Below are 21,599 nucleotides of genomic sequence, written 5' to 3'. Positions count from 1 at the left end.
CTGCCGCCACCGCGAGCACCGCGAGCCGCCGCCGAGATCGCTTCACCACATCCTCCGAATCTGCATCGATCCGCCAGCCCGATCATGGGTTCGGCGTGCTGCTCCAGCTCACCGCAATTGACGGCGCGGGGCTATTGGCATGATGCAGAGCCTCGATCTCGGGTCTTGTGCAGCTGCACAAATCCGGTCGGCCAGGAGTCCCGGACATGACCGGGCACGTGGGAGTACCCGTTGAAGCTTCAAATAAACCCATTGAATGTACCGCTAAATAACGGTACATTCTTCCGCGACATGACTTCCCGCTCTGGAAGGCCTGGTCGTGATCGCAGTTCGGGGACCAGTTGAGTTATCGGCGCTCGCAGAAGCGCTGCATGCCGAGGATGTCGGTTATCGCAGATCGCTGCGCGCGCGCCAAGTGCAGATGATCGCGATCGGCGGGGTGATCGGCACCGGGCTATTTCTCGGTGCCGGTGGCCGGTTGGCCAGCGCCGGACCGGGATTGTTCCTGGTGTATGCGGTGTGTGGCGTATTCGTTTTCTTCATCCTGCGCGCGCTCGGCGAACTGGTGCTGCATCGGCCCTCCGCCGGATCGTTCGTCTCCTATGCGCGCGAGTTCTATGGGGAGAAGCTGGCTTTCGCGGTCGGGTGGACCTACTTCTTCCACTGGTGCATGACCGGGATCGTCGATATCACCGCCATCGCCAGCTATGCGCACTATTGGGGAGCGCTCGATGTCGTCCCGCACTGGGTGATCGCGCTCATCGCCTTGATCGCGGTGGTGAGTACCAACCTCATCTCGGTGCGCTGGTTCGGCGAACTGGAGTTCTGGGTAGCGCTGATCAAAGTCATTGCGCTGGCCGGCTTTATGATCATCGGCACGATCTTCCTGTTCGGCCGCTTCAAGATTCAGGGTGCCTCGACCGGTGCCGGGGTGATCACCCATCACGGCGGATTGTTCCCGACCGGACTGCTCCCGCTGATCACGGTCACCACCGGCGTCGTATTCGCCTATGCCGCAGTGGAACTGGTCGGCATCGCCGCCGGTGAGGCCGAGCATCCGGAGACGATCATGCCGCGGTCGATCAACTCCGTCATCGCCCGCATCGGACTGTTCTATGTCGGATCCCTTGTGCTGCTCGGATTGCTGTTGCCCTATACGGTCTTTCGGGCCGGTGAGAGTCCGTTCGTCACGTTCTTCGCGAAAATCGGTGTGCCAGCGGCCGGTTCGATCATGAATCTGATCGTGCTCACCGCCGCCTTTTCCAGTCTCAATGCCGGGCTGTACTCGACCGGCCGGATTCTGCGTTCGATGTCGATGAACGGCAGCGCACCCGGCGCGGCGTCGCGCATGTCACGGACGGGCGTACCCTACGTCGGCATTCTCGCCACCGGCGCGATCGCCCTGATCGGTGTCGGACTCGATGCGGTGGTGCCGGACAAGGCCTTCGAGATCGTGCTGAACGTATCCGCCCTCGGCACCATTGTGTCGTGGACCGCGGTCGTGCTCTGTCACCTGCGACTCTGGCGTGAGTGGCGTCGGGGCCTTGCCTGGCGTCCGGCCTCGCGACTACCCGGCGCTCCCTATACCGATGTGGCGACTCTGGTCTTCCTCGCCACGGTGGTGATCCTGATGGCCTGCAGCGGCGATATGGTCCAGCGCACCGCCGTACTCGCCATGCTGGTAATCATGGGCCCGGCTCTGATCGGGGGCTGGTATCTGGCCCGCGGAAAAGTATTGCGAATAGCCCGCATCCGCCAACATCACACCGGTCAATTCGAGGTAGTTGCCGAGCGCCCGCCGCTCGGCCCCTCCGCCGAACCGCAAGTGATCGTCGAGGCCCCGAAATCCCGCTACACCGAACCGGATCCGTTCTAGGGCCGGTATACATCGGGAGATCCGATGATTTTCCTGTCGGCACGTACTCGCGGTCACAGCGATGGGCGGGCAATCGTCACGATTCCTGGAGCGGGCTAGTGGTCCGCACCGAGACGGACCGGTAGGTTTGATCGCTATTGCTGGAAAATACTGGGCTCCACCCACTTTCGAGGACGATCAGCGCTCGATCGAGCATGACCATAGGCGTCTTTACGGTGGAATCCACGCCCGATGAGGTGCCGGGCGACGCGAATGTTCCGCGACCGGGCGGGGCGAACAAACGGTGAACGGCTGCGGTCGCGATGAAGACGAAAAGCCAACGGGCTCCGATGGTTTCGCAGTGCTCTGTTCACTGATCCGAGGGTGGCAGTTCACGGCGCGTGGTTAGCGTTTGAAGTTGTCGTTTCCGGAGACTGTTGAGCAGCTCCGAGGGTTCGTCCGCTTCGATGCTCGTCTTACCATGCCGTGCCTGCGTTTGGGGTGCGCGGAAACGAATCAGGTTGTGGTAGTGAACAACTCGAGATCGGATTGCTGGGATCCGGATCGCTGGCAGTTGCCCGCGGTGCTGCGGCGGTGTCGTACATGGATACGCGCGACGCGGCGGCGGCGCTGGACGTTCGCCGTGCTGCTCACAGTCTTCGTTCTGGTCGTCTTCCCGGGCCTGCTCGGTGCCACGGCCTCGGCCACCGCCGAAAGCGGCACCCGCTCCGCGGGATCATCGGTCGGCAGTGCGCTCGGCTGGACCCATGTCGCGGATTCCTCAGGAGTCGAGGCCGCCAGTTATGTTTTCGCCACCGACCACGGTGGCGTACTGAATCCGGGAGATACCGCGATATCCCTGGTCATCGGCCTGGAGTTCGCGGGCTGGAAAATCATTGTGATCACCGCGATCTGGCTGATCGGTTACGCCCTGAGTTTCGAGTGGCTGAATCTCTTCTCGAAGGCACTGCTCGGAGTGGCGCACAGCCTGACCGGGCAGATCGCGACGCCGATCATGTTGGTGACCGCGGCGACGATCGGCGCATTCTTCGTCGCGTGGTTCGTCGTGCGTGGTCTCTACTCCAAGGCCACCCTGCAAGTGGTGACCATGATCATGGTCGGATTGCTGGGGCCGATTTTCCTGGCCGAGCCACTTGCCGATGTGCTGTCCTCGGACGGTCTGCTGGCGAAGGGCCGTGATCTCGGCATCTCGGTGGCGGCCGGATTGAACGGCAATAACAACGTCGATCCGTCCCGCATGGTGGCGACGATGCAGGGCACGCTGACCGACAACTTCGCCCGCCGTCCACTGCAGGTCTGGAACTTCGGGCATGTGGTCGACGAACAGGCATCATGCCGGGCCGCGTGGTCGGCCGGTGTCACGGCGCGCAGCGAAGATCGGGTGAAAAAGGGCATCGGCGCCTGCGGGGACAGCGTGGCCAAGGAATCGATGGAGAATCCGAACTTCGAACAGATCGGCACCGGCCTATTGCTGCTGGTGGCCGGGGCGATCCTGCTCGCCTTCGGGGGCGTGCTCGCGATCAAGGTGATCCGGGCCGCACTCGACACCATCTACCACGGATTGATGTCGATCTTCGGGTTCGCCGCAGGCGGTTTCGTTTACGGACCCACGCAGACGTTCCTGATCCGCAATATCGTCGACGGCTTTGTCGCCGCGGCACGCATGACCGCCTACACCATCTTTCTCGGCGTGTATGTGCTGATCCTGGGGGACCTGTTCAAGCTGGCCGGTGATCAGGTCATGGTGGTGTTCATCATCGGCGCGATCTTCGAAATCGTGGCGATACTTCAGCTCAAACGCCTCAGCAAAAGTCTGGACCGCGGCAACGAGTGGATCGCGAATCGGTTCGCACTGGCCGTGCAGGGCAGCGGTGGTGGCGCGCGCGGTTCGGGTGGCGGCACGACCGCCCTCGGCATGGGAGCGGCCGGTGCGGCGCACTCCATGCGCATGGGCATACTGCCCGCCCTTGCCGCCTTCAGCACGGTCAGCAATTCGCCTGCGACCGAATGGCTGTGGGGCCGGACCCGTTCACCGCTGCGGCCCTTCGCGCGCACGGAGCGTGCGGCGCAATTGGGGCAATGGGGATTCTGGGGCGCGCCGGGAATGGGTGGGCCCGATGGCTACTACGCCCAGGCCTATGTGCATCGGCCAGTGTTCGGCAGGGCTGCCAGGGAGGCCGCGATCGCCGCACCGGGTGGCGGCATCAATACCGTTCGTGGCGCGGCAGCGGCGCTACAGGGCTTGGAGGATATCGGCGGAAAGATCAGCGATGCACCGGCCGCGCTGCTCGCCGCCGGATTCACCGACGAGGACATCGTGTTCAACGCCATACGCTCGTGGTCGATCGTCGATGGCAATTCCAAGGACTGGACGATGGCCAACAACCATCTCGGTCACGTGGTCGCCGCGGTCCAACGCGTCCAGGACTCCTCGCTACGCCTCATCGCGGGTGGGAGCGACCCAGGCGAAGTCGCGGCGGATCTGGCCACCTTGCAGGCCGCGGCATTCCGATATCGGCGCTCGGTCCCCGCTGGCGTCACGCTCGATCAGGGCGTAGCCAACGGCGCGGAGGAACAATTCGTCAGTGCGTACCTCAACGCACCCACCTCGGAATTGGCCCAAGACCTCCAACGAGTGGCCAATGGCGGCACCGCCTCCGGTCCGTTGGCCGGTACCCCATTCGAACAGGACCAACTCGCCGCCCAGCGGATGATGGGGGCGATCGGAAGTCGACAGGCGGACCGGGTGCTGGAGAGCGTCAACGACGCATTGCGCGATCCGACGAACCAACAGTTGCTCCGGGCGGCCCGTGGCCACATCTCCGATGCGACGCTTACCGACCAAGCATTGAGCGGTGCCAAGCGGACAGCGACGAACACACCGACGCCCCCCGCACCCAACAGTCCGCCACGGCCCGGCTGGGCACCGCCCATGGCCAGGGTCGGTGCTCGCCTGAACTGAGCTGGTGCGTTACCTGGTCAGCGCGTCGCGGATCATCGGCCACGACTTGTGCAGGTCTTCCTGCCAATAGCCCCACGAGTGGGTGCCGGTGGGGCGCAGGTCGAAGGTGGCGGGGATGTCCAGTTGCCGGAGTCGCTCATGCAATGCGTGCGCGCATTGGTTGGTGATGGCCTCCAGCACACCGCCGTTGACGAGCTGACCGACGAGTTTGCCCCCATTGCCTCGGATACCGTGACCGTCGAGGGTATCGAGGGACCCGGGGATACCGGTTCCGGTCGAGACGTAAATCGCTGTGCCGCGCAACATTTCGGCATGCACAGCGGGGTCGTTGGCGGCCCAGGCCGGATCGTTCGGGGGACCCCACATATTGATCGGATTGCCGCGCCAGCGCAGCACGACCGCGTCGATCATGGCTTGGCCCAGCGGATCACTGGTCTGTACGCAACCGCTGTAGGAGCCGATGGCCCGGTAGCGCCCGGGTGCGGCGAGTGCGAGCTGGAATACCGATGTCGCGGCCATGGAGATCCCCGCGATCGCATCGGCACCGCTGCCGTTGAAGGCCGAGTCGATGATCGGCGGCAGTTCCGCAGTCAGGAAGGTCGTCCAGCGTTGGCGGCCCAGGACCGGATCGTCGTTGCGCCAATCGGTGAAGTAGCTGCCATTGCCGCCCATCGGGGTGACGACCGTGACCTGGTCGTGGCGGAAGAAGTCGACGATATCGGTCTGCTCGGGCCAACTACTGGCATCCGCACCGCCGCTGGCGCCGTTGAGTAGGTACAGCGTGGGTGCCGGTAGCGAACTATCCGGTGCCCGAAGTACTTTGACGAGAAGATCGGTGTCCATTGCGGCCGAGTGGACGCGCAGGTCGAGCATGCCGTCCGGATTCTCGACCATGCCGATGAGGGTGGAGCCGTCGGCGGCCGGGCGCGCGGCGGTGGTGGCCGCGGCGACCGTGATCGGGCCGCTGGGTTCCGAGCGGGCGGTCACCGGCACGGCGGCCAGACTCAATGCGGAGATGAGCGTCATGAGCCCTGTCGCAGTTCGCACTCACTCGTCCTTCCCACGACCTATTGCCGTGGTCACGATAATCGGCGATTACCATGACGGGTAAGGCCATTTGGATGATCTTTCGGCGAAATCCATTGGTTCTGGGGAACATCACAAAGTTCGAGCTCGACCATGGTCGACCGGCAATGCATCACGTTGACTGAGATTCTCCCGGCTTCACGAATCGAGGGCATCCATTGGTCAATTTCGGTTTTTTCGATGAATGGCATCCCGAAGGCGGTCGGCTCACCGCATGGACGGCGTCACCGAGTTCGCGGGCGGCGGTGCGGACGGCTCCGCTACATCCGATAAGCCCCTCTTACCAGCAGGAGGCGTATCTGCGGACCGCGTATCGCAATGCCGATGCGGAAGTTCGCGCATCACGATTGTGCATGATCGCCTTCGATATTCCCGGCGCTCCGGTCCACGATGCGCTGACCCGTGCATTCAACGCGTTCCTGCGTCGGCACGACACGTTTTCGAGCTGGTTTTCGTTTACCGCCGACGGCCGGATCGTGCGCCATGTGGCGCGGCCGGAGGACATCGAATTCGTTGCTACCGACCATGGTGAATTCACCGACAGCGATGCGATTCGCGAGCGGGTACAGGCCGAAACACCGGGTCCGTTCGAATGGGATTGCTTCAGTTTCGGCGTCATCGATCACGGTGATTCATTTACGGTGTATGCGGCCGTGGATCACCTGCATACCGACGGGGTCGCGCAGGCGTTGTCATGCGTCGATCTGCTGACCCTGTACGGCAACGAATTGTCCGGCGGCCGAGTGCCTTCCGCACCGGTCGACGGCCACCTCGCATACTGTGCGCGCGAACGTGCGCTCAATGAACAGCTCACGCTCGAGTCACCGCAGATCCGGCATTGGATCGAGCTGCTACAGCTCAATGACGGTGACATGCCGTCGTTCCCACTGGATCTCGGACGGACCGACGGTGGCATCCGCGGTGCGCAGGTGACGCTTCCGCTGATGAGCGAGGCCGATGCATTGCGATTCGAACAGGTCTGCCAGGACCACGGTGGCCGGTTCATCGGCGGACTGTTCACCGCGCTGGCCATGGCGGAGCTCGAATTGACCGGTCGCGATTGGTATTTCGGACTCACCCCCGCCAATACCCGCGCGACTCCCGGCGAGGCGACCTCGGTGGGCTGGTACACCAACCTCATTCCGGTCAACGCCGCGATCCGGCCGGATGACACCTTCACCTCGCTCGTGGCCTCGGTCCAGGATGCCGCCGAACGCGCCAAGGATCTGACCGATATTTCGCCACATCGGGTGCTCGAGCTGGTCACTCCGGAACTGGGCATTCGGACCGAGCCGGGCTGGGCCGCGCCGATGCTGTCGTATGTCGATGTCCGCAGGATGGCCGGTGCGGAAATGTTCGATCGGATCAACGGCGGACTGTACGGCAACCGGGCCAGCGCGAGCGAGGTCTACCTCTGGATCAACCGGTTCAACGATGTGACCACCTCGAGCCTGATGTTTCCCGACACCCCGCAGGCGCACGTGTCGATCGACCGGTACGCGAAGGCGCTGACCGCGGTCATTACCGGGGTGGTCGCGGACGGTGACTACGCCGTGCGGGTCGACGTCTTGTCATGACCGTCCGGGTGGCCTTCGCCTGTGTGCGTCATCGGAACCGAACGGGGAAATGCCATGACGGTCACGAATGATTCGATCGAGCCGAATTACCTGGCATTGTCGCGCAGGATCGTGAGCCGTCTCGAAAGCACATCGGTCGAGGGTCTCGATGGTGCCGTCCATGGCGAGCTGATCACGGTCGCGCGCTGCGGTTTGGAAGGCCTTACCGCCACGATGCGCACGGGCAGACCGGTGCCGGAGCGAACCGTCGCCCGGCTCGAGTCCATCGCGGCCAGAATGGCGGATCGGGAGTTGTCCATCGCGCTTATCCAGCACGTCATGCACGCCGGTATCAAAGCCGGTTTCGAACTCGTCGCCGCCGATCGGCCGCGGTCGGTCCGGCAGGAGCTCTACACCGACGGCGCGCGGCTGATCCAAGCGACACAGCAGCTTTCGACCGCGGTATTGCGCGGGTACGTCGGCGAAGTGCGTGCCATGACCGGTGATCGCAGAGTCGCCGGGCAGACGATGGCATCGGCGCTGCTGGCCGGAAAAGCGGATGCGACGATGGCGCACCGATGCGGCACCGAACTTTCGCCGTCCTACTTCGTGATCGCGATCGCGCTGGGGCCGCACCCCGACGAAAACGATGCTCGGCTCGATTCCCGGGTGGTCGCGCGCCGCAAGCTGCGACGTGTCCAAGCCGAATTGGCGACAATCCGCGAATGCCGAGTGCTATCGATACTCAGCGTCGACGGCGGAACCATCCTCATCCCAACGGAATTCGCGGCCGAGACCGAAGAATGGCTGGCCGACCTGGTCGCCCGGCTGACCCGCGCCGCTGCCGCCCCGATAACCGCGACATTCGCCGTGTCGCCGCGTGGCCGCATTCCGTCCGCGGCCGAGTGCGTGCACCAACTGCTCGATCTCGCCCTGCGCCTCGATCGCGGACCCGGCGTGCACCGGTTCGAAGATCTGGCACATGAGTACCAACTGATCCGACCCGGTCCCGGCTACCGGCATCTGCGAGCGATCCTCGATCCGCTGCGGACCGAGCCAGGACTTCTCGATACCCTGCGCATCTACCTCGCCGCACAGGGCAAACGCGCGCCGACCGCCCGCCGACTCGGCGTCTCGACCAGCGCTGTGCGCCGCCGCCTGATCAGAATCGCCGAATTGACTGGACTCGATCCCGAAAACGCCGCCGACGCTTGGTATCTCAGGTCGAGCCTGGTCGCATGCACCTTCGCCGAATCTCCATCGAGACAAGCACCGGGCACGGCGCTATGCCTGGTCGGGTCCTGAGTCGTCGGTGTCCGGCGGCGCGGCTGGCAATCCCTCGCTCGCCCGCAATTTCTCCGCCATGGTGGCCAGCAGATTCTGCGATTCCTCGGAAAGGTCGAAGGCTCTGCTCGATAGTCGGCGCAGGTGATAGCCCTGAAGCTGAGACAGCAGTTCCAGATCGTGGTCGATTTTGGCGGCGTAGACGTCGTTGAAGAAGTAGTCCGGTTTGACCTTGAAGAATTTGGCGAGGGCGGCCATGGTCTCGTTGGACGGGTTGGCGCGCTGCCCTGACCGTAGTTGCGACAGATAGGGTTTCGAGATCGGGTGGCCGGAGTTCGTCAACGCGTCCGCGACCTCCGCATTGGTATGCGAGCGGCGGCCCGGGGGATGCACGGTTTCGAATAGCTTGTTCAACCGCTCGGCGAAATCAGCCATCTGGGGTGCCCATCTTCTTCGATCGAAACATCGGCCTCGCAGGTTACCGTGCCCGCTCGCGGACCACTCGGGCGACGTCGATGCGTTGCACGAGTCGGCCAGCTGGCAGTTGCGACAGTGCGGCGGCGGCGACGACCGCGGCGACCGCCAGCAATGGTGGTATCGCGCCGATGGCGAGGTCGATATCGAACATATCGCTGGTGAACGAGCGAAGGAAGGCACAGGCGGCGGCAATGCCCGCCGCAAGTCCGAGTGGCACCGCGAGCAATGTGGCGGTGAGGTTTTCGATGGCCAGCGCCGCGGTCAGCCGGCGTGCCGAGACGCCCGCGGCGCGCAGGGTGGCCAGTTCGGTGGTCCGTTCGGCGAGATTGACGGTCATGGTCACGTAGATGACGGTGAAGGCCAGCGTCGCGCCGAGGATGAGCATCACCGCGATGAATATCCAGAGCAGTCCGAGGAACTTCTCGACCTGGTCTTGCAGCGCGTGGGTGTCGGTGTAGGCGATGACGCCGGGCAGTTCGGTCATGGTGGCGCGCAAGGTATTTCGGTCGACTCCAGGGGCGAACCGGAGCAGGTAGCCGTTCGTGCCGAGCCCGCCGATCGTGTGGGCGGTGGCGTCGGTCGCGTAGAGAACAGTGCCGAGTGGTTCGTCGACGAATCCGGCGAGGCGCTGTTGCCGCGGCGCACCGAAAGCGGGTGTCACGGTGAGGATATCGCCGATACCGACGCCGAGTTTCGCGGCCAGTGGCGCGCCCGCCAATACACCGTCGACGGGCAGCTGCCGGGTGCCGCCGTCGGGATCGCGGAATCCGTGCATGGTGGTCTGCGCGGGCAGACCGGTCAGCGTCGTCGAGTAGGAGTCCCCGTTCGCGGCGACCGTAACGGGTGTCATCGTGGTCGGCTCCACGGCGGCGACGCCGGGGACAGAGCGCAGCCGGGGCTGCAGATCAGTGGTTCCCGGTGCGACGAGCACGGTCGCGTCTTCCTGCTGGACCGTACCGAATTGGACGTTCAGCATGGCGCGCATGCTGGTGAGCATCCCGACCGAGGCGAGAATCAGTACCAGTGCGAGCACGGTTCCGGTCATGGTCGCGAGGGTCCGCCGTCGGCCTCTTGTCAACGAGCGCAATGCCATTCGTGCGACTACGGGTAAACGTTGCCAGCGTGCCGTCCGGCGAGCGAACCGTCCGGCGGGTGCCGGACGGTCACCGTCACCACGCATGGCGGCCGCCGGTGCGATACGGGCCGCGCCGATCGCGGGGACCATGGCGGCGATGACTCCGGTGAGCAGCCCGAGCGCGAAACCGATGACAGCCGTGGCCATCCGGTGCTCGACAACGGTATCGGGAATGCCGATCTGCCGGGTGTAGGCGGCGGTCACCGCGGAGGTGACGACGAATCCGCCGAGTACGCCGAACAGCGCGCCGAGCCCGGTAATGGCGATGCCGTAACCGACATAGTGACCGATCACCGCCCGGCGTCGGGCGCCCACGGCTAGCAGGGTGCCGATGATCGGGCGTTCGGCCTGCACCAGGCGGGTGATCAGCACGTATTCCGCGATGGCGGCCGCGATGAGGAACAGGGCGGGGAATCCGACCGCGATTTTGGAGAATCCGCCGAGGTCTTCGTGCAGTGCGGCATTCGACGGCTGCTCGCGTTGCGGTTCGACTGCCGCCGCACCGGCCGACCGCAGCCGATCGACGACTCGATCGCGCTCCGATGTCGTCGCGGTGGGCGACATTTCGATCAGGGTCTGATTCGGACCGGGTTGTGCGGCTAACGACACCGCAACGGCCTGCGGTGCGAAGACGACCGCGAACGCATGTGGATCACCGACGATGTCCTGGCGGCTGCGTGCGGGCCACAGATATTCCGCGGAGCGGGCCACGCCGCTGACGGTCACCTGCCGCCATTCGGTCCCGTCGAAGATCCGCAATCGGCTGCCGACGGTCAGGCCGAAGGTCTGGGCGGCATGGTGTTCCACGACTACCTGGTCGCGGTGCGCCGGATCGGGCAAATTGCCTGCGGTCAGGTCGATTTCGTCGATACCGGCGGTCTCGGAGCCGGTGATCCGGCCGACCAGCTTGGTCGCGCCGATCGACATCGGCACATCGGCCTGGGTGCGCGTCGCGACGCGCAGCACACCGGCGGAATCTCGGACAGCGGCGGCGATGGCCAGCGGATCGCCACCGCGCGTAGTGAAGTCGGCCAAGTGCAACCGTTCGTAGGTTTGCCGATAAGAGGTTTCGAGATTGCGGAACGAGTCGTAGCTAGCGACGAACAGCAACAACCCGAGTAGCACGGTCACCGCGATCGCTGCCATCTGCGCCGCGCGTCGGCGCAGGTCGCGCCCTGTCTTGCGAACCAGAACCCGATTCGATGGCACCAACATCGGCCCTCACCACCTAATGGTCGCCGCGTCGGCGGGCTCGGTATTGATATCGCTGGCGACGATCCGGCCGTCGCGCATGCGCACTACTCGGTCGGCGATCGCCGCGGCCACCTCGTTGTGCGTGACCATGATGACCCCGCGCCCGGCCCGGCTGGTCTGCTGTAGCAATTCGAGTACGCCACGGCCGGTGGCGACATCGAGCGCGCCGGTCGGTTCGTCGGCGAGCAGCAGGTCCGGGTCGGTCGCCAGGGCCCGCGCGATCGAGACCCGCTGTTGCTGGCCGCCGGACAGCTGGGCCGGGAAGTGCTCGGCGCGGTCGGACAGTCCGACCGCCGCCAGTAGTTTCGGCACCTCGCGGCGGTCGCCGCGGCCGGTCAATTCCATGATGACTTCCACGTTCTCGCGAGCGGTGAGGCTGGGTATGAGATTGAAGAATTGGAATACGAATCCGACATGCGCCCGCCGGAAGCCGCCGAGCGCGGCCGGGTGGGTTCGCGAAATATCTTGACCGGCAACGACTATCGAGCCCCGGTCAAGGCTTTCGATGCCGCCGATGACGTTCAGCAGGGTGGTCTTGCCCGACCCGCTGGCGCCGAGCACCGCTACCAACTCGCCCGGTTCGATATCGAGGTCGATATCGCTGAGCGCGTGTACGGCCGCTTCGCCCGCGCCGTAGGTCTTGTGCACGCCGCGCAGGGTGGCTCCGCCGCGGGGCCGGTCAGTCCTGGTTTCGCTCGCCTTTGGCTGGATGGTCACTGGAGTTCCCTTCGCTCGCAATGGGTTCGGTCAACCCGGCCGCGCGCAGCAGTGGGCCGGTCACATCGATCGATCCCAGGCTGGGGTCGATCAGTCGGTGCAGGATCAGGCCATCGATCAGGGCCAGCACCACGGCCGCCGTCGCCGCCGGATCGGCCACCACCTGTTGTTCGCGGAACCATTCGGTCAGCGCGGCTCTGGCCTCGGCGATGAACCGGCCGAGTTCGCGGCGCAGGCGTTCGTGCCGGGTGGCGGCGAGCATCATCTCGCTCATGGCAACCGTTGCCGGATCGGTCGAGGTGCTCAGCCGCTGTGACCACCGCAGATCCTCTCGTCGATTCGATTGGACAATCGCCTTGGGCGTATGCCCAATCTAGCTCCGATAGTGGCACTATGCAATAGTTGCCATAAGCAAGATTGGGTCAGCGGGTAAGGTCCTGACGTCGCACCGACGGAGGAGGATGATGGCGACGTCAGGCCGCTCGACACCATCGGACTCGGTCGACGAGGTCACCGACGCATTGCTGACCGCGTCCCGCCTTCTCATGGCCATCTCGGCCCGCTCGATCGCGCACGTCGACGACACGATCACGTTGCCGCAGTTCCGCACCCTGGTAATCCTGGCGACCCAGGGGCCGAGCAATCTGGCTACCTTGGCCCAGCAACTGGATGTGCAGCCATCGACCGCGACCAGGATGGTCGAGCGGCTGGTATCCGCGGAATTGCTTACCCGCCAGCCCAATCCGCAGTCCCGGCGCGAGCAGATCGTCGATCTCACCGAGCACGGGCGCCGCATAGTCACCGAGGTGACCGCGCGCCGTCGCGCCGAAATCGCTCGCGTCGTGCAGACCATGCCCGCCACGCAGCGCCAAGGGCTGGTGCGAGCACTGACCGCCTTCGCAACGGCGGGGGAGGAGTGCGGAGCCGCCAAGGGACTGCAGGCGTATCCGCTGTAGGAGCCCTATCGGGCGGCTACCAGTTCCGCTTCGCGCTCGGGTTCGCCGGGCACCGACACCGCGGGCGGCGACGTCCGGGAGTCGACGCCTGGGCCGGATGTGAGCCCACTGCAATGCGAGCAGCCCGGCGAGTCCGGCAAGGGGGGCCGCAATGCTGGGCAGCGGCTGGATGAAGCCCCACCATCCGGTGAATGCTGGCACGGTGCTCGGCAGGCTGGGGTCACGAAATCCCGTCCCCAGAGTCGTCAGATCGCCCGAAACCGCTCTGCCCGCAAGTCCGGGGTTCGGGTCCGCTCAGCGGAATAGTCCGGCCGAAACCGGCGGTTGTAGAAATATGGAGATCACCGAGTTCCCCGGATACGAGTGGGCCACCGTCGCGGATTCACCTGTGCGAGAGCTGTTTCCGGGCATTCGCTCGCGGGCGCTGTGGAGCGGGGCGAACGGCGCGAAAGCGTATGTGCTGGAAATGGATCCGGGCACCGCATGGGAGGGCATTGATCTGCACGAGCCGGGGCCGGAGGAAGTTTTCGTAGTATCCGGCACATTCAACGACGGATTCCGTGACTATCCGGCCGGATCGTTCATCCACGCTCCGGCCGGATCGTCACATATCCCGCAGTCGACCACCGGCTGCACACTGTTCGTCTTCTACCCCGAGGGCTGATACCGCAGGAACCTACTCCCGGTTGAACCGCTCCCGCACCGCGTCCATGCGCGCACGCAACTCCTCCGGGACGATCAATCCACGATCCATCAGCGTGTGCGCCGTCACGACCACCGATCGGGTGTGTACCGGAAAGTCGTGGTATGTCGTCTCACCGAGCGCATCCTCGGCATGGCGGCGCTCCAGGTTGTCCAATGCGCCACGCCAGGACAGGCATTCGCACGTCGCCTGCATGCTCGATTCCCATGGTTCGGGCTTGCGATCGAGTTCGGGAAGCGTGCTCTCCCGTCGTGACTCGGGATCCAGGGTGCGCAGCAGAACGTCGTAGGGACCGCTTGTCACTGCCGACTCCTTCCCGAGGCGGACTCGACCTGGTCCGGCGGCGCCTGCGCGGTCCAGTCGACCTGCGGCACGGCAACGCCGATCATCGTGTCCCGGGTGACAATTGCCGCCAGCTGCTCCTCCGTCCAACCCTCGGTGCCCGCCGGGCGCATCGGCATCACCATGAACCGGGACTTCTGGTTCGAATCGTGCACCCGGACCTCGACCTCGGGCGGAATGTGCAGGCCGAATTCGGCAAGCACCTCGCGGGGCCAACGCACCAGGCGCCGACGGTAATTGGGGGTGCGGTACCAGTCCGGCGACATGCCGAGAACCGGGCGCGGGTAGCACGAACACAGCGTGCAGACGATCACGTTGTGCACCTCGGGCGTGTTCTCCAGCACGTAGAAGTAGGTGTAGTCGCTCGGCGTACCGGACCCGGTCGGGTCACGCCAGTCGATGCCGACTTCCTTGCACGTCTCGGTGCCGTCGGCGAGCAGGCGCGCCTTGAAATCGGGATCCGTCCACGCCTTCGCGACCAGTTTCGATCCGCCGTGCGGACCGACCGATTCCGCCCATTCGGCGAACCGTCGATGGTCTTCTCGGGAGAAGAGGCCCTTTTCGATGGCGAGCTCGCGGACCGCCGTCTCCAGAATCTCGAACTCGCTGATCTGCGAGCTCGTCTGAATCGGCGCGTGCGCACCGTGATCGTGGGTCTGACTCACTTGGCATCCTCCTCTGCGGGCTCGAGCCAGCGCTCGGAGACCTCGGTCTCCAAGGTGTCGACGTCGAAGCCGGTGTATTTGGGCCAAAGGTCTATCTGGCGGAACCGCACGACGTAGAACGGTTCGAAGCGACCGTCCTCGCGTCCCCACGCCTCGTCTTCCGGAATCACCCATTCCGGCCGGTATTCGACGACGACGCCCGTTCGACCACGGGTGTAGGCCTGGGTGCGAGTGTGGAACATCGACGTCGCGTTTCGCACCCTGACGCGATCGCCGATCTCGTACTTCCTGGTCATTGCCGCGCCTCCAACCGTGCGCGTACCTCGTCCAATTTCGCGGACAGTTCGTCCGGGGTGATCAACCCCTTATTGATCAGCACCTTCGCCGCGACGGTCGCCCAGCGCGCGTAATAGGGCAGGCCGAAGTACAGCGTCGCGCCGAGATCGTTCTCGGCTCGCCTGCGTTCCTCGGAATTCCACACGCCACGCCAGCCGAGGCATTCGCAGGTGACGTAGGTATTCATTTCCCAGGTTTCTTCGACCTTTTCCCGGTACTCGATCGGCACGTCCGGCTGTCCGCCCACGTCGTGCAGGACGTGTCGGAGTGCGGCAAACAATTCGTTCGAGATTTCGTACGGCGAGTCCAGCGGTTTGCGGAATACGGGAGCGAGATCTGCTACGCGAGTTTGAACTTCGTCGAATCGATTCGGTGAACTCATGAGGTCTCCGTAGTGACGGATCCGATGTTCCCCCGGCAGAGTGATCGCATACGGCGCACACCCGGCGACGGGGCTGCGAGCCCCTATCCAAATTGCATTGATCCGACTGACAAGAGTACACGTCAAGATCGTTCGATTGAAGGTACAGCCGCCCGCGATCCGGCCCCACCAGGCACTCGCCGATCTGACTCCGACAATGGTCTACGTCGGTCCGCGACCAGCAGAAGTGAGTGGCAATTCAGGCCTTCCGGCAGAGGGCAGAGTTGCTCAGGCCGGTCGTCGTTGCACGGCGTCGGAGATGACCGCTGTCACGAATTTGTCGACCGCCGCTGTGGTCGGCGGGCCGGCATCGCGGTCTGTGAACAACAGATGCCCGCCGCCGACGAGGGAGAGAGTGAGCGAGTCGATGTCGGCGTCGGCGGCGATGCGGCCCAGTTCGCGCTCGTCGGTCAGATAAGTGGAGATCGCGGTCGTCGCCTCGGCGAGGATCGCTATGCCGCCGCCGGTTCGGGCTCGCCGTAGTCGGGCGCGCACCTCGTCACGGAAGGTGATCAGCGGGATGATCGCCACCGGAACCGGTCCGAACAGAACGGTCAGCGCACCCGTCAGATTGGCGGCCACCGTGCCGGTGCCGGCAGCGGCGCGCAACGCACTCGTCTGTGCCTCGAGCTGCGCGGCCCGGTCGAGCACGAGGTCGGTGAGGAAGGCGTCGAAGTCGGTGAAGTGCCGGTGCAGAACGCCTTTGGCGCAGCCTGCCTCGTCGGTGACGGCCCGGCTGGTCAGTCCGTTCGGCCCGTCGCGCAGCAGTACGCGTTCGGCGGCGTCGAACAGTTGCTGCCGCGCGTCGTGAAGGTGCACCCCGGTTGGCACTCGCAGATCCTTTCGTGCGTCGATCCACCGCAATCGTTGCGTAGTGGGCGTGCGCCCATTAAGGTGGGCGCATGCCCATCGTACCGCGAGAGAAACCAGAACCGCCCGCAGCGCATCCAGGGGAGTCCCAGCGGATGGCCACCTCGTTCGGCATCGACGCACAGCGCTATGACCAGGCCAGACCCGACTACCCCGACGCATTGGTTGCGCGGATTCTCGCCGGGAGCCCCGGGTCGGACGTGCTCGATGTCGGCTGCGGTACCGGCATCGCGGCCCGCCAGTTCCAGGCCGCAGCGTGCACGGTGCTCGGCGTCGAACCCGATGCGCGAATGGCCGAGTTCGCGCGAGCCCGCGGCCTGCGGGTCGAGGTGGCAACGTTCGAGGCGTGGGAGCCGGGCGACCGGATGTTCGATGCGGTCATCGCCGCCCAGTCGTGGCATTGGGTGGATCCGGTTGCCGGTGCCGCGAAGGCGGCGCGCGTGCTGCGGCCAAGGGGACGACTGGCGATCTTCGGTCACGTGTACGAGCCACCCGCCGAGGTGGCGGAACCGTTCGCCGCCGCCTACCTGCGGGTGGCGCCGGACTCCCCACTCAGCGGCCAACCAGCTCGACGTCCCGTGGAACTCTACGAAGCGGGATACCAGAAATTCGCCGACCGGATCCGCGAGACCGAACTATTCGGAGATCCCGAACAGTGGCGATTCGACTGGCAGCAGTCCTATACGCGCGACCAATGGCTGGAGCTGCTCCCCACTACAGGCGGTCTCACCCGGCTCCGTCCCGATCAGCTGGCCGAGATACTGGACGCGACCGGCAATGCCATCGACTCCCTGGGCGGATCCTTCACGATGGACTACACCACGCTGGCCGCGACCGCCGTACGCGCGGGCACCTGCTGACAATCGCGCTCGGTCTCGCCTCCGCGCGCGGCCGGAATCGGCCTCCCCGCCGCCGGACCCGGTGACCAGACGACTCGACCGGCGCACTCGACCGCGCAGTGACCGGCTGCGCCAACCGGCTCAAATGGCAATCGAGACCACGTTGGGAAACACCCGCCAGGCGGCATCATCGCGGGTTCGGATGGCTTTCGACCGCTTCGACCGCGTGCCGGAGCAGGCAGAATTCGTTTCCCTCCGGGTCGGCCAGCACGTGCCACGGTACGGCGTCGCCCTGGCCGATGTCGGCCGTCCGTGCACCAGCGGCGAGCAGCCGCTCCAGTTCTGCGTCCTGGTCGCGATCGGTGGGGTTCACGTCGAAGTGCAGCGGCAGCTTTCCGCGCTTCGGCTCGGTGCTGGGGATGAACATCAGTGTGGGCTGCGGGCCGCCGAATCCGATTCCGGGCGGGCCGATCTCCAGGGCGCCGTCCTCCCAGCCGAGTTCGACGTAGCCGAGGACTTCGCACCAGAAGTCCCCCAGCCTTTGTGGGTCGGCACAGTCGATGAGGAGTTGGGTGATTCTGCAAGCCATGCGCGCGACGGTACATGTGCGGGACTTTTCCGGTGCAGCCATTTCTTCTCGGGCGACGTCAGTGGAGATCGGCGTAGTTCAATTCGATTCCGGCCCAATGGCTTCCAATTCCGCTGCAGCGCTGACGATTTCGGCTGGCTCGGCGATCAGACGGGCGCGAGCCGCCGCCACTTCCGGATCGGTCGCTGTCCAGGACTCGACGACGCCGGGCTCTGACACCTATCGGAGGTTGCTGACCATTGCAGCGTTTATGAGGAAATCGTCAGTTGATGTGATATCGTACCGGTGCTGTGAGTGATCGCTCTGCTGACGTGTCAATTGGTGTCTCGGTGGGAGGACCCGTATGTCCCGGTATCTGTTCGCCCTCGGCAAGGTCGTAGCACGGCGCCGCTGGTGGGTGCTGGCACTGTGGATCGTCGTGCTGGTCGGCGCGATCGGTTTCGCGGCCGGAACCGGCGGTAAGACCAACGACAATTTCACCGTCCCGGGCACCGAGTCTCAGGATGCGGTGTCATTGCTGCAACAGCGAATGCCCGCGTTCAGTGGTGCGCAGATGCAGGTTGTTTTCCAAACCCCCGGCATGGCCAAGGTGACCGACCAGCAGGTGAGCGCCGAGATCGAAAAGGTTATGGCCGGGTTGAAGGGACTGCCGCAGGTCGCGGCGGTCGTCGACCCGTTCCAGGCGCAGGTGGTATCGCCGAATCAGCGCGTGGCACTGGGCAGTGTGCAGTTCTCGGTACCGGCCGGGGACGTCGGCGAGGGCACCCTCGACGAGGTGAATCACATCGCCGACTCGGCCCGCGATACCGGTCTCACGGTGGAATTCTCCGGTGCGGTCTATCCTGGCTTCGCGGCCGAGATCCCGCATACCCCAGAGCTTCTCGGCATCGTCGCGGCATTCATCGTGCTGTTGATCACCTTCGGCGCGGTGGTCGCGGCCGGACTGCCCATCATCACGGCATTGGTGGGTGTGGGTATCGGGCTCACCGGGATTCTGGGCGTGGCCGCCTTCGTCGATGTCGCCTCGGCGGCCACGTCGCTGGCGCTGATGCTCGGTCTGTCCTGTGGCATCGACTACGCGCTGTTCATCCTGTCGCGGCATCGACACCAGATCGTGCTGGGAATGGCCGCGGCCGAGTCGATTCCGCTGGCGGTCGGAACCGCGGGAAGTTCGGTGGTGTTCGCGGCGATAACCGTGATCATCGCACTGTGCGGTCTCGCGGTCGCGGGCATTCCCTTCCTCACCGTCATGGGGCTGACGGCGGCGGGTGCGGTGCTGGTCGCCATGCTGGTCGCACTCACGTTGCTGCCCGCGCTCCTCGGCTTCGCCGGTGACATGGTCGCCAAGTTCATCTCGCCGCCGCTGCATCCGGGCAAGGCCGAAGAGGTCGCGCGCATCGCCGCCTACGAGCCCGAGCGCACATTCGGGCACGCATGGGGCCGGTTCGTCACCCGATTCCGGATCCCGATGCTGGTTCTCGGTATCGCGATGCTCGCCGTCCTGGCCGTCCCGGCAACCCGCATGGACCTCGGATTGCCCAGTGGTGCAACGCAATCGGAGTCGAGCACGGCCCGGAAGGCCTACCGCATCGTCAGCGATTCATTCGGTCCCGGTTTCAACGGACCGCTGCTGGTTGTGACCGACCTGTCGGCCGCGACCAGCCCGGACGCCGGACAAACACTGATGGGCCGACTGCGGCAGGAGCCCGACGTCGCCGCCGTCCAGCCCGCGGGCTCCGACAACGGATTGCTGCTGATCCAAGTGATCCCGAAGACCGGTCCCAACGATTCCGCGACGACCGATCTGGTGAACCGGCTGCGCGACGACCGTGATCGCATCGAAAGTGGCGCCGGCGCAACATATCTGGTCGGTGGTACCACTGCCGCCAACATCGACACCTCGAACCAGTTGGCCAAGGCACTGCCCGTCTTCCTCGCGGTCGTCGTGGGTCTGGCGCTGGTATTGCTCACGATCGCGTTCCGCACGATCCTCGTGCCGTTGTCCTCGATCGTCGGGTTCATCCTGTCGGTCTTCGCCGCCCTCGGCGCACAGGTCGCGGTATTCCAATGGGGCTGGGGTGCAAGTATTTTCGATGTCACCAAGGCGCAGACACTGAGCTTCCTGCCGATTATCACGCTGGCCATCATCTTCGGCCTGTCCAGTGACTATCAGATCTTCGTCGTGTCCCGGATCAAGGAGGAACACACGCGCACCGGTGAGGCGATCAGTTCGGTGCAGAACGGCGTCGCCCACTCCGCGCGCGTCGTGACCGCGGCGGCGCTGATCATGTTCGCGGTGTTCGTCGCCTTCACCACTGCGGACAACCCGATCGTCAAACCCTTGGCGTTCAGCCTCGCGGTCGGTGTCCTGCTCGATGCCTTCATCGTCCGGCTGACCCTGGTGCCCGCGGTCATGGCCATCATCGGAAACCGCATGTGGTACCACCCGCGCTGGTTCGCGCGCTACGTCCCCGACCTCGATATCGAGGGCGTCGAACTCGAACGCCGATTCGGCGAGCACGCCGAAGCCGAAGTGCCGCAGGGCATTACCGGGTAATCGTCAACCGCGTCGGTCATACCGTGAAAGTCCCGGGTGTGGGTAGCCGATAGTCGCGCTCGAGATCCCGCAGGAGCATGGGCCGCCGCTGACCGCCGCCGTGCGGCTCGACTTCGGCGTACGGAACCGGACTGCGCCTGATCGCCTTGACCTCGACGGGTGCGGCCTGCTCGGCCGTCCTGGCGGGTACGAGCAGTGTTCCTGGACAGATCCTCATGCTTCACGCCTTTCAGGCTGAACGCACTCTGGCTGGGTGGATCGGTCGTACCCGGCGTCGGCACGGGCAAACCGCCGCTATTGATCTTCCGAGGTCGCGGTCGGGTCCGAGTGATTATCGGATGGACGCATCGGGCAACGCGCTGTCGTTTTGTCGGGTGTGGCGGATGCCGCGCCAGCCCAGTGGGAGCTGGACGCGGCCTTCCCGGATATCGCTGATCAGGTGCGCGTAGCCGTCACGGACCTCGCTGAGATGGACCCATGCCGAGTGCCGAAGCTCCTCGCAGTCGCTGTGCAGCACGGTCCACCACGCCTCGGCGTAGGTCTTCGCGACATGACTGATCACTTCACCGAAGGTGTGGGTATGGCGGCGGGCGCACCGGCTGTGGCGGACGTAGGACGCCGCCCAAGAGTTGATCTTGTCGATGACCTTCGCGATGTCCGAGTGCAGGGCTGTCTCGGTGACCTCGGGTGGGTGCCGCTGCGGATTCAGAACCGCCGAAATCAGGGCAGCATGCAGATCGCCGAGTTCTCGCGCCCACGTGATCAGCGGGAACGGCTCGGTGAGACGTCCGGCGATCGCGGCCAATAGTTGCTCCGGCGAAAGCACAGATGCCGCATCTATCGCTCTGTCACCCTCCGCTGCCGCTATACCCGCGTCCAGGGGAATCACATGTCCTTCCGGCAGCGAGCGCTCACGGCGCCACGTACCGCCGTCTGCGGTCGGTGCTGACATAGCCCGGTCATGTGACGTGTTC

General features: G+C 65.0%; 22 protein-coding genes. 8 read left to right on the top strand and 14 right to left on the bottom strand.

Annotation, left to right across the window (positions count from 1 at the left end; translation table 11 throughout):
* Window positions 1-319 precede the first annotated feature (319 nt).
* Both ACQP1T_RS32245 and ACQP1T_RS32240 read left to right on the top strand, forming a co-directional pair.
* On the top strand, window positions 320-1,876 hold the full coding sequence (locus ACQP1T_RS32245) for an amino acid permease (RefSeq protein WP_433756794.1): 1,557 nt from the start codon (window positions 320-322) through the stop codon (window positions 1,874-1,876).
* 508 nt (window positions 1,877-2,384) lie between these two features.
* Window positions 2,385-4,838 (top strand): hypothetical protein, encoded by a 2,454-nt coding sequence (locus tag ACQP1T_RS32240; RefSeq protein ID WP_433756793.1) that lies wholly within the window; start codon window positions 2,385-2,387, stop codon window positions 4,836-4,838.
* Between the two features lie 9 nt (window positions 4,839-4,847).
* Here ACQP1T_RS32240 and ACQP1T_RS32235 read toward each other — a convergent pair whose 3' ends face one another.
* Window positions 4,848-5,864: an alpha/beta hydrolase gene (locus tag ACQP1T_RS32235; protein WP_433762446.1), complete on the bottom strand. Its 1,017-nt coding sequence runs from the start codon at window positions 5,862-5,864 to the stop codon at window positions 4,848-4,850.
* A gap of 218 nt (window positions 5,865-6,082) precedes the next feature.
* Here ACQP1T_RS32235 and ACQP1T_RS32230 point away from each other — a divergent pair, with 218 nt between their 5' ends.
* Complete coding sequence (locus ACQP1T_RS32230) at window positions 6,083-7,501, top strand: condensation domain-containing protein (RefSeq protein ID WP_433756792.1); 1,419 nt, start codon at window positions 6,083-6,085, stop codon at window positions 7,499-7,501.
* 54 nt (window positions 7,502-7,555) lie between these two features.
* Entirely contained in the window at window positions 7,556-8,785 is a 1,230-nt protein-coding gene (locus ACQP1T_RS32225; RefSeq protein ID WP_433756791.1) for a PucR family transcriptional regulator, read from the top strand.
* Here ACQP1T_RS32225 and ACQP1T_RS32220 read toward each other — a convergent pair.
* Genes ACQP1T_RS32220 through ACQP1T_RS32205 form a run of 4 tightly spaced genes read right to left on the bottom strand, consistent with a single transcriptional unit; the run spans window position 8,765 to window position 12,654 of the window.
* On the bottom strand, window positions 8,765-9,199 hold the full coding sequence (locus ACQP1T_RS32220; protein ID WP_327095978.1) for a helix-turn-helix domain-containing protein: 435 nt from the start codon (window positions 9,197-9,199) through the stop codon (window positions 8,765-8,767). The two genes, ACQP1T_RS32225 and ACQP1T_RS32220, sit on opposite strands and share 21 nt — an antisense overlap.
* A 43-nt stretch (window positions 9,200-9,242) precedes the next feature.
* A complete protein-coding gene (locus ACQP1T_RS32215) occupies window positions 9,243-11,591 on the bottom strand; it encodes an FtsX-like permease family protein (RefSeq protein ID WP_433756790.1) in 2,349 nt (782 codons plus the stop codon).
* A 6-nt stretch (window positions 11,592-11,597) separates the two neighbouring features.
* A complete protein-coding gene (locus tag ACQP1T_RS32210; protein WP_433756789.1) occupies window positions 11,598-12,347 on the bottom strand; it encodes an ABC transporter ATP-binding protein in 750 nt (249 codons plus the stop codon).
* Window positions 12,310-12,654 (bottom strand): TetR family transcriptional regulator C-terminal domain-containing protein, encoded by a 345-nt coding sequence (locus ACQP1T_RS32205; RefSeq protein ID WP_433762445.1) that lies wholly within the window; start codon window positions 12,652-12,654, stop codon window positions 12,310-12,312. Before ACQP1T_RS32205 ends, ACQP1T_RS32210 begins: the two co-directional genes overlap by 38 nt.
* A gap of 154 nt (window positions 12,655-12,808) precedes the next feature.
* On the opposite strand from ACQP1T_RS32205, the gene ACQP1T_RS32200 reads away from it, so the two are divergent.
* Both ACQP1T_RS32200 and ACQP1T_RS32195 read left to right on the top strand, forming a co-directional pair.
* A complete protein-coding gene (locus tag ACQP1T_RS32200) occupies window positions 12,809-13,303 on the top strand; it encodes a MarR family winged helix-turn-helix transcriptional regulator (RefSeq protein ID WP_433756788.1) in 495 nt (164 codons plus the stop codon).
* A gap of 334 nt (window positions 13,304-13,637) precedes the next feature.
* Window positions 13,638-13,967: a cupin domain-containing protein gene (locus ACQP1T_RS32195; RefSeq protein ID WP_433756787.1), complete on the top strand. Its 330-nt coding sequence runs from the start codon at window positions 13,638-13,640 to the stop codon at window positions 13,965-13,967.
* A 12-nt stretch (window positions 13,968-13,979) separates the two neighbouring features.
* On the opposite strand, the gene ACQP1T_RS32190 is transcribed toward ACQP1T_RS32195, so the two are convergent.
* From ACQP1T_RS32190 to ACQP1T_RS32170, 5 genes are all read right to left on the bottom strand, one after another.
* Window positions 13,980-14,309 (bottom strand): ScnB, encoded by a 330-nt coding sequence (locus ACQP1T_RS32190; protein ID WP_433756785.1) that lies wholly within the window; start codon window positions 14,307-14,309, stop codon window positions 13,980-13,982.
* Window positions 14,306-15,013 (bottom strand): thiocyanate hydrolase subunit gamma, encoded by a 708-nt coding sequence (scnC, locus tag ACQP1T_RS32185; protein ID WP_433756783.1) that lies wholly within the window; start codon window positions 15,011-15,013, stop codon window positions 14,306-14,308. Before scnC ends, ACQP1T_RS32190 begins: the two co-directional genes overlap by 4 nt.
* Window positions 15,010-15,309, bottom strand: coding sequence for an SH3-like domain-containing protein (locus tag ACQP1T_RS32180; RefSeq protein WP_433756782.1), 300 nt, complete (start codon window positions 15,307-15,309; stop codon window positions 15,010-15,012). Before ACQP1T_RS32180 ends, scnC begins: the two co-directional genes overlap by 4 nt.
* A complete protein-coding gene (locus ACQP1T_RS32175) occupies window positions 15,306-15,731 on the bottom strand; it encodes a hypothetical protein (RefSeq protein WP_433756781.1) in 426 nt (141 codons plus the stop codon). Before ACQP1T_RS32175 ends, ACQP1T_RS32180 begins: the two co-directional genes overlap by 4 nt.
* A gap of 267 nt (window positions 15,732-15,998) precedes the next feature.
* The gene (locus ACQP1T_RS32170; RefSeq protein ID WP_433756780.1) at window positions 15,999-16,601 is read right to left on the bottom strand and encodes a TetR/AcrR family transcriptional regulator; all 603 of its coding nucleotides are present in this window, start codon (window positions 16,599-16,601) and stop codon (window positions 15,999-16,001) included.
* A 71-nt stretch (window positions 16,602-16,672) separates the two neighbouring features.
* Here ACQP1T_RS32170 and ACQP1T_RS32165 point away from each other — a divergent pair, with 71 nt between their 5' ends.
* Window positions 16,673-17,500 (top strand): class I SAM-dependent methyltransferase, encoded by an 828-nt coding sequence (locus ACQP1T_RS32165; RefSeq protein ID WP_433756779.1) that lies wholly within the window; start codon window positions 16,673-16,675, stop codon window positions 17,498-17,500.
* Window positions 17,501-17,666: 166 nt separating this feature from the next.
* On the opposite strand, the gene ACQP1T_RS32160 is transcribed toward ACQP1T_RS32165, so the two are convergent.
* Both ACQP1T_RS32160 and ACQP1T_RS32155 read right to left on the bottom strand, forming a co-directional pair.
* On the bottom strand, window positions 17,667-18,068 hold the full coding sequence (locus ACQP1T_RS32160; RefSeq protein WP_433756778.1) for a VOC family protein: 402 nt from the start codon (window positions 18,066-18,068) through the stop codon (window positions 17,667-17,669).
* Window positions 18,069-18,146: 78 nt separating this feature from the next.
* Complete coding sequence (locus tag ACQP1T_RS32155) at window positions 18,147-18,287, bottom strand: hypothetical protein (protein WP_433756777.1); 141 nt, start codon at window positions 18,285-18,287, stop codon at window positions 18,147-18,149.
* Between the two features lie 124 nt (window positions 18,288-18,411).
* Here ACQP1T_RS32155 and ACQP1T_RS32150 point away from each other — a divergent pair, with 124 nt between their 5' ends.
* Complete coding sequence (locus tag ACQP1T_RS32150; protein WP_433756776.1) at window positions 18,412-20,625, top strand: MMPL family transporter; 2,214 nt, start codon at window positions 18,412-18,414, stop codon at window positions 20,623-20,625.
* A 16-nt stretch (window positions 20,626-20,641) separates the two neighbouring features.
* On the opposite strand, the gene ACQP1T_RS32145 is transcribed toward ACQP1T_RS32150, so the two are convergent.
* Window positions 20,642-20,842 carry a hypothetical protein gene (locus ACQP1T_RS32145; RefSeq protein ID WP_433756775.1) on the bottom strand — a complete coding sequence of 67 codons (201 nt, stop codon included), beginning with the start codon at window positions 20,840-20,842 and terminating at the stop codon, window positions 20,642-20,644.
* 114 nt (window positions 20,843-20,956) lie between these two features.
* Window positions 20,957-21,577, bottom strand: a complete 621-nt coding sequence (locus tag ACQP1T_RS32140) for a hypothetical protein (protein WP_433756774.1) — start codon at window positions 21,575-21,577, stop codon at window positions 20,957-20,959.
* Between the last annotated feature and the right edge of the window lie 22 nt (window positions 21,578-21,599).

The organism is Nocardia sp. CA-135398 (assembly GCF_050955845.1).
Lineage (GTDB): Bacteria > Actinomycetota > Actinomycetes > Mycobacteriales > Mycobacteriaceae > Nocardia.
The sequence above is the reverse complement of the archived record's forward strand: the minus strand, read 5'-3'. Positions and strand labels throughout refer to the sequence as shown.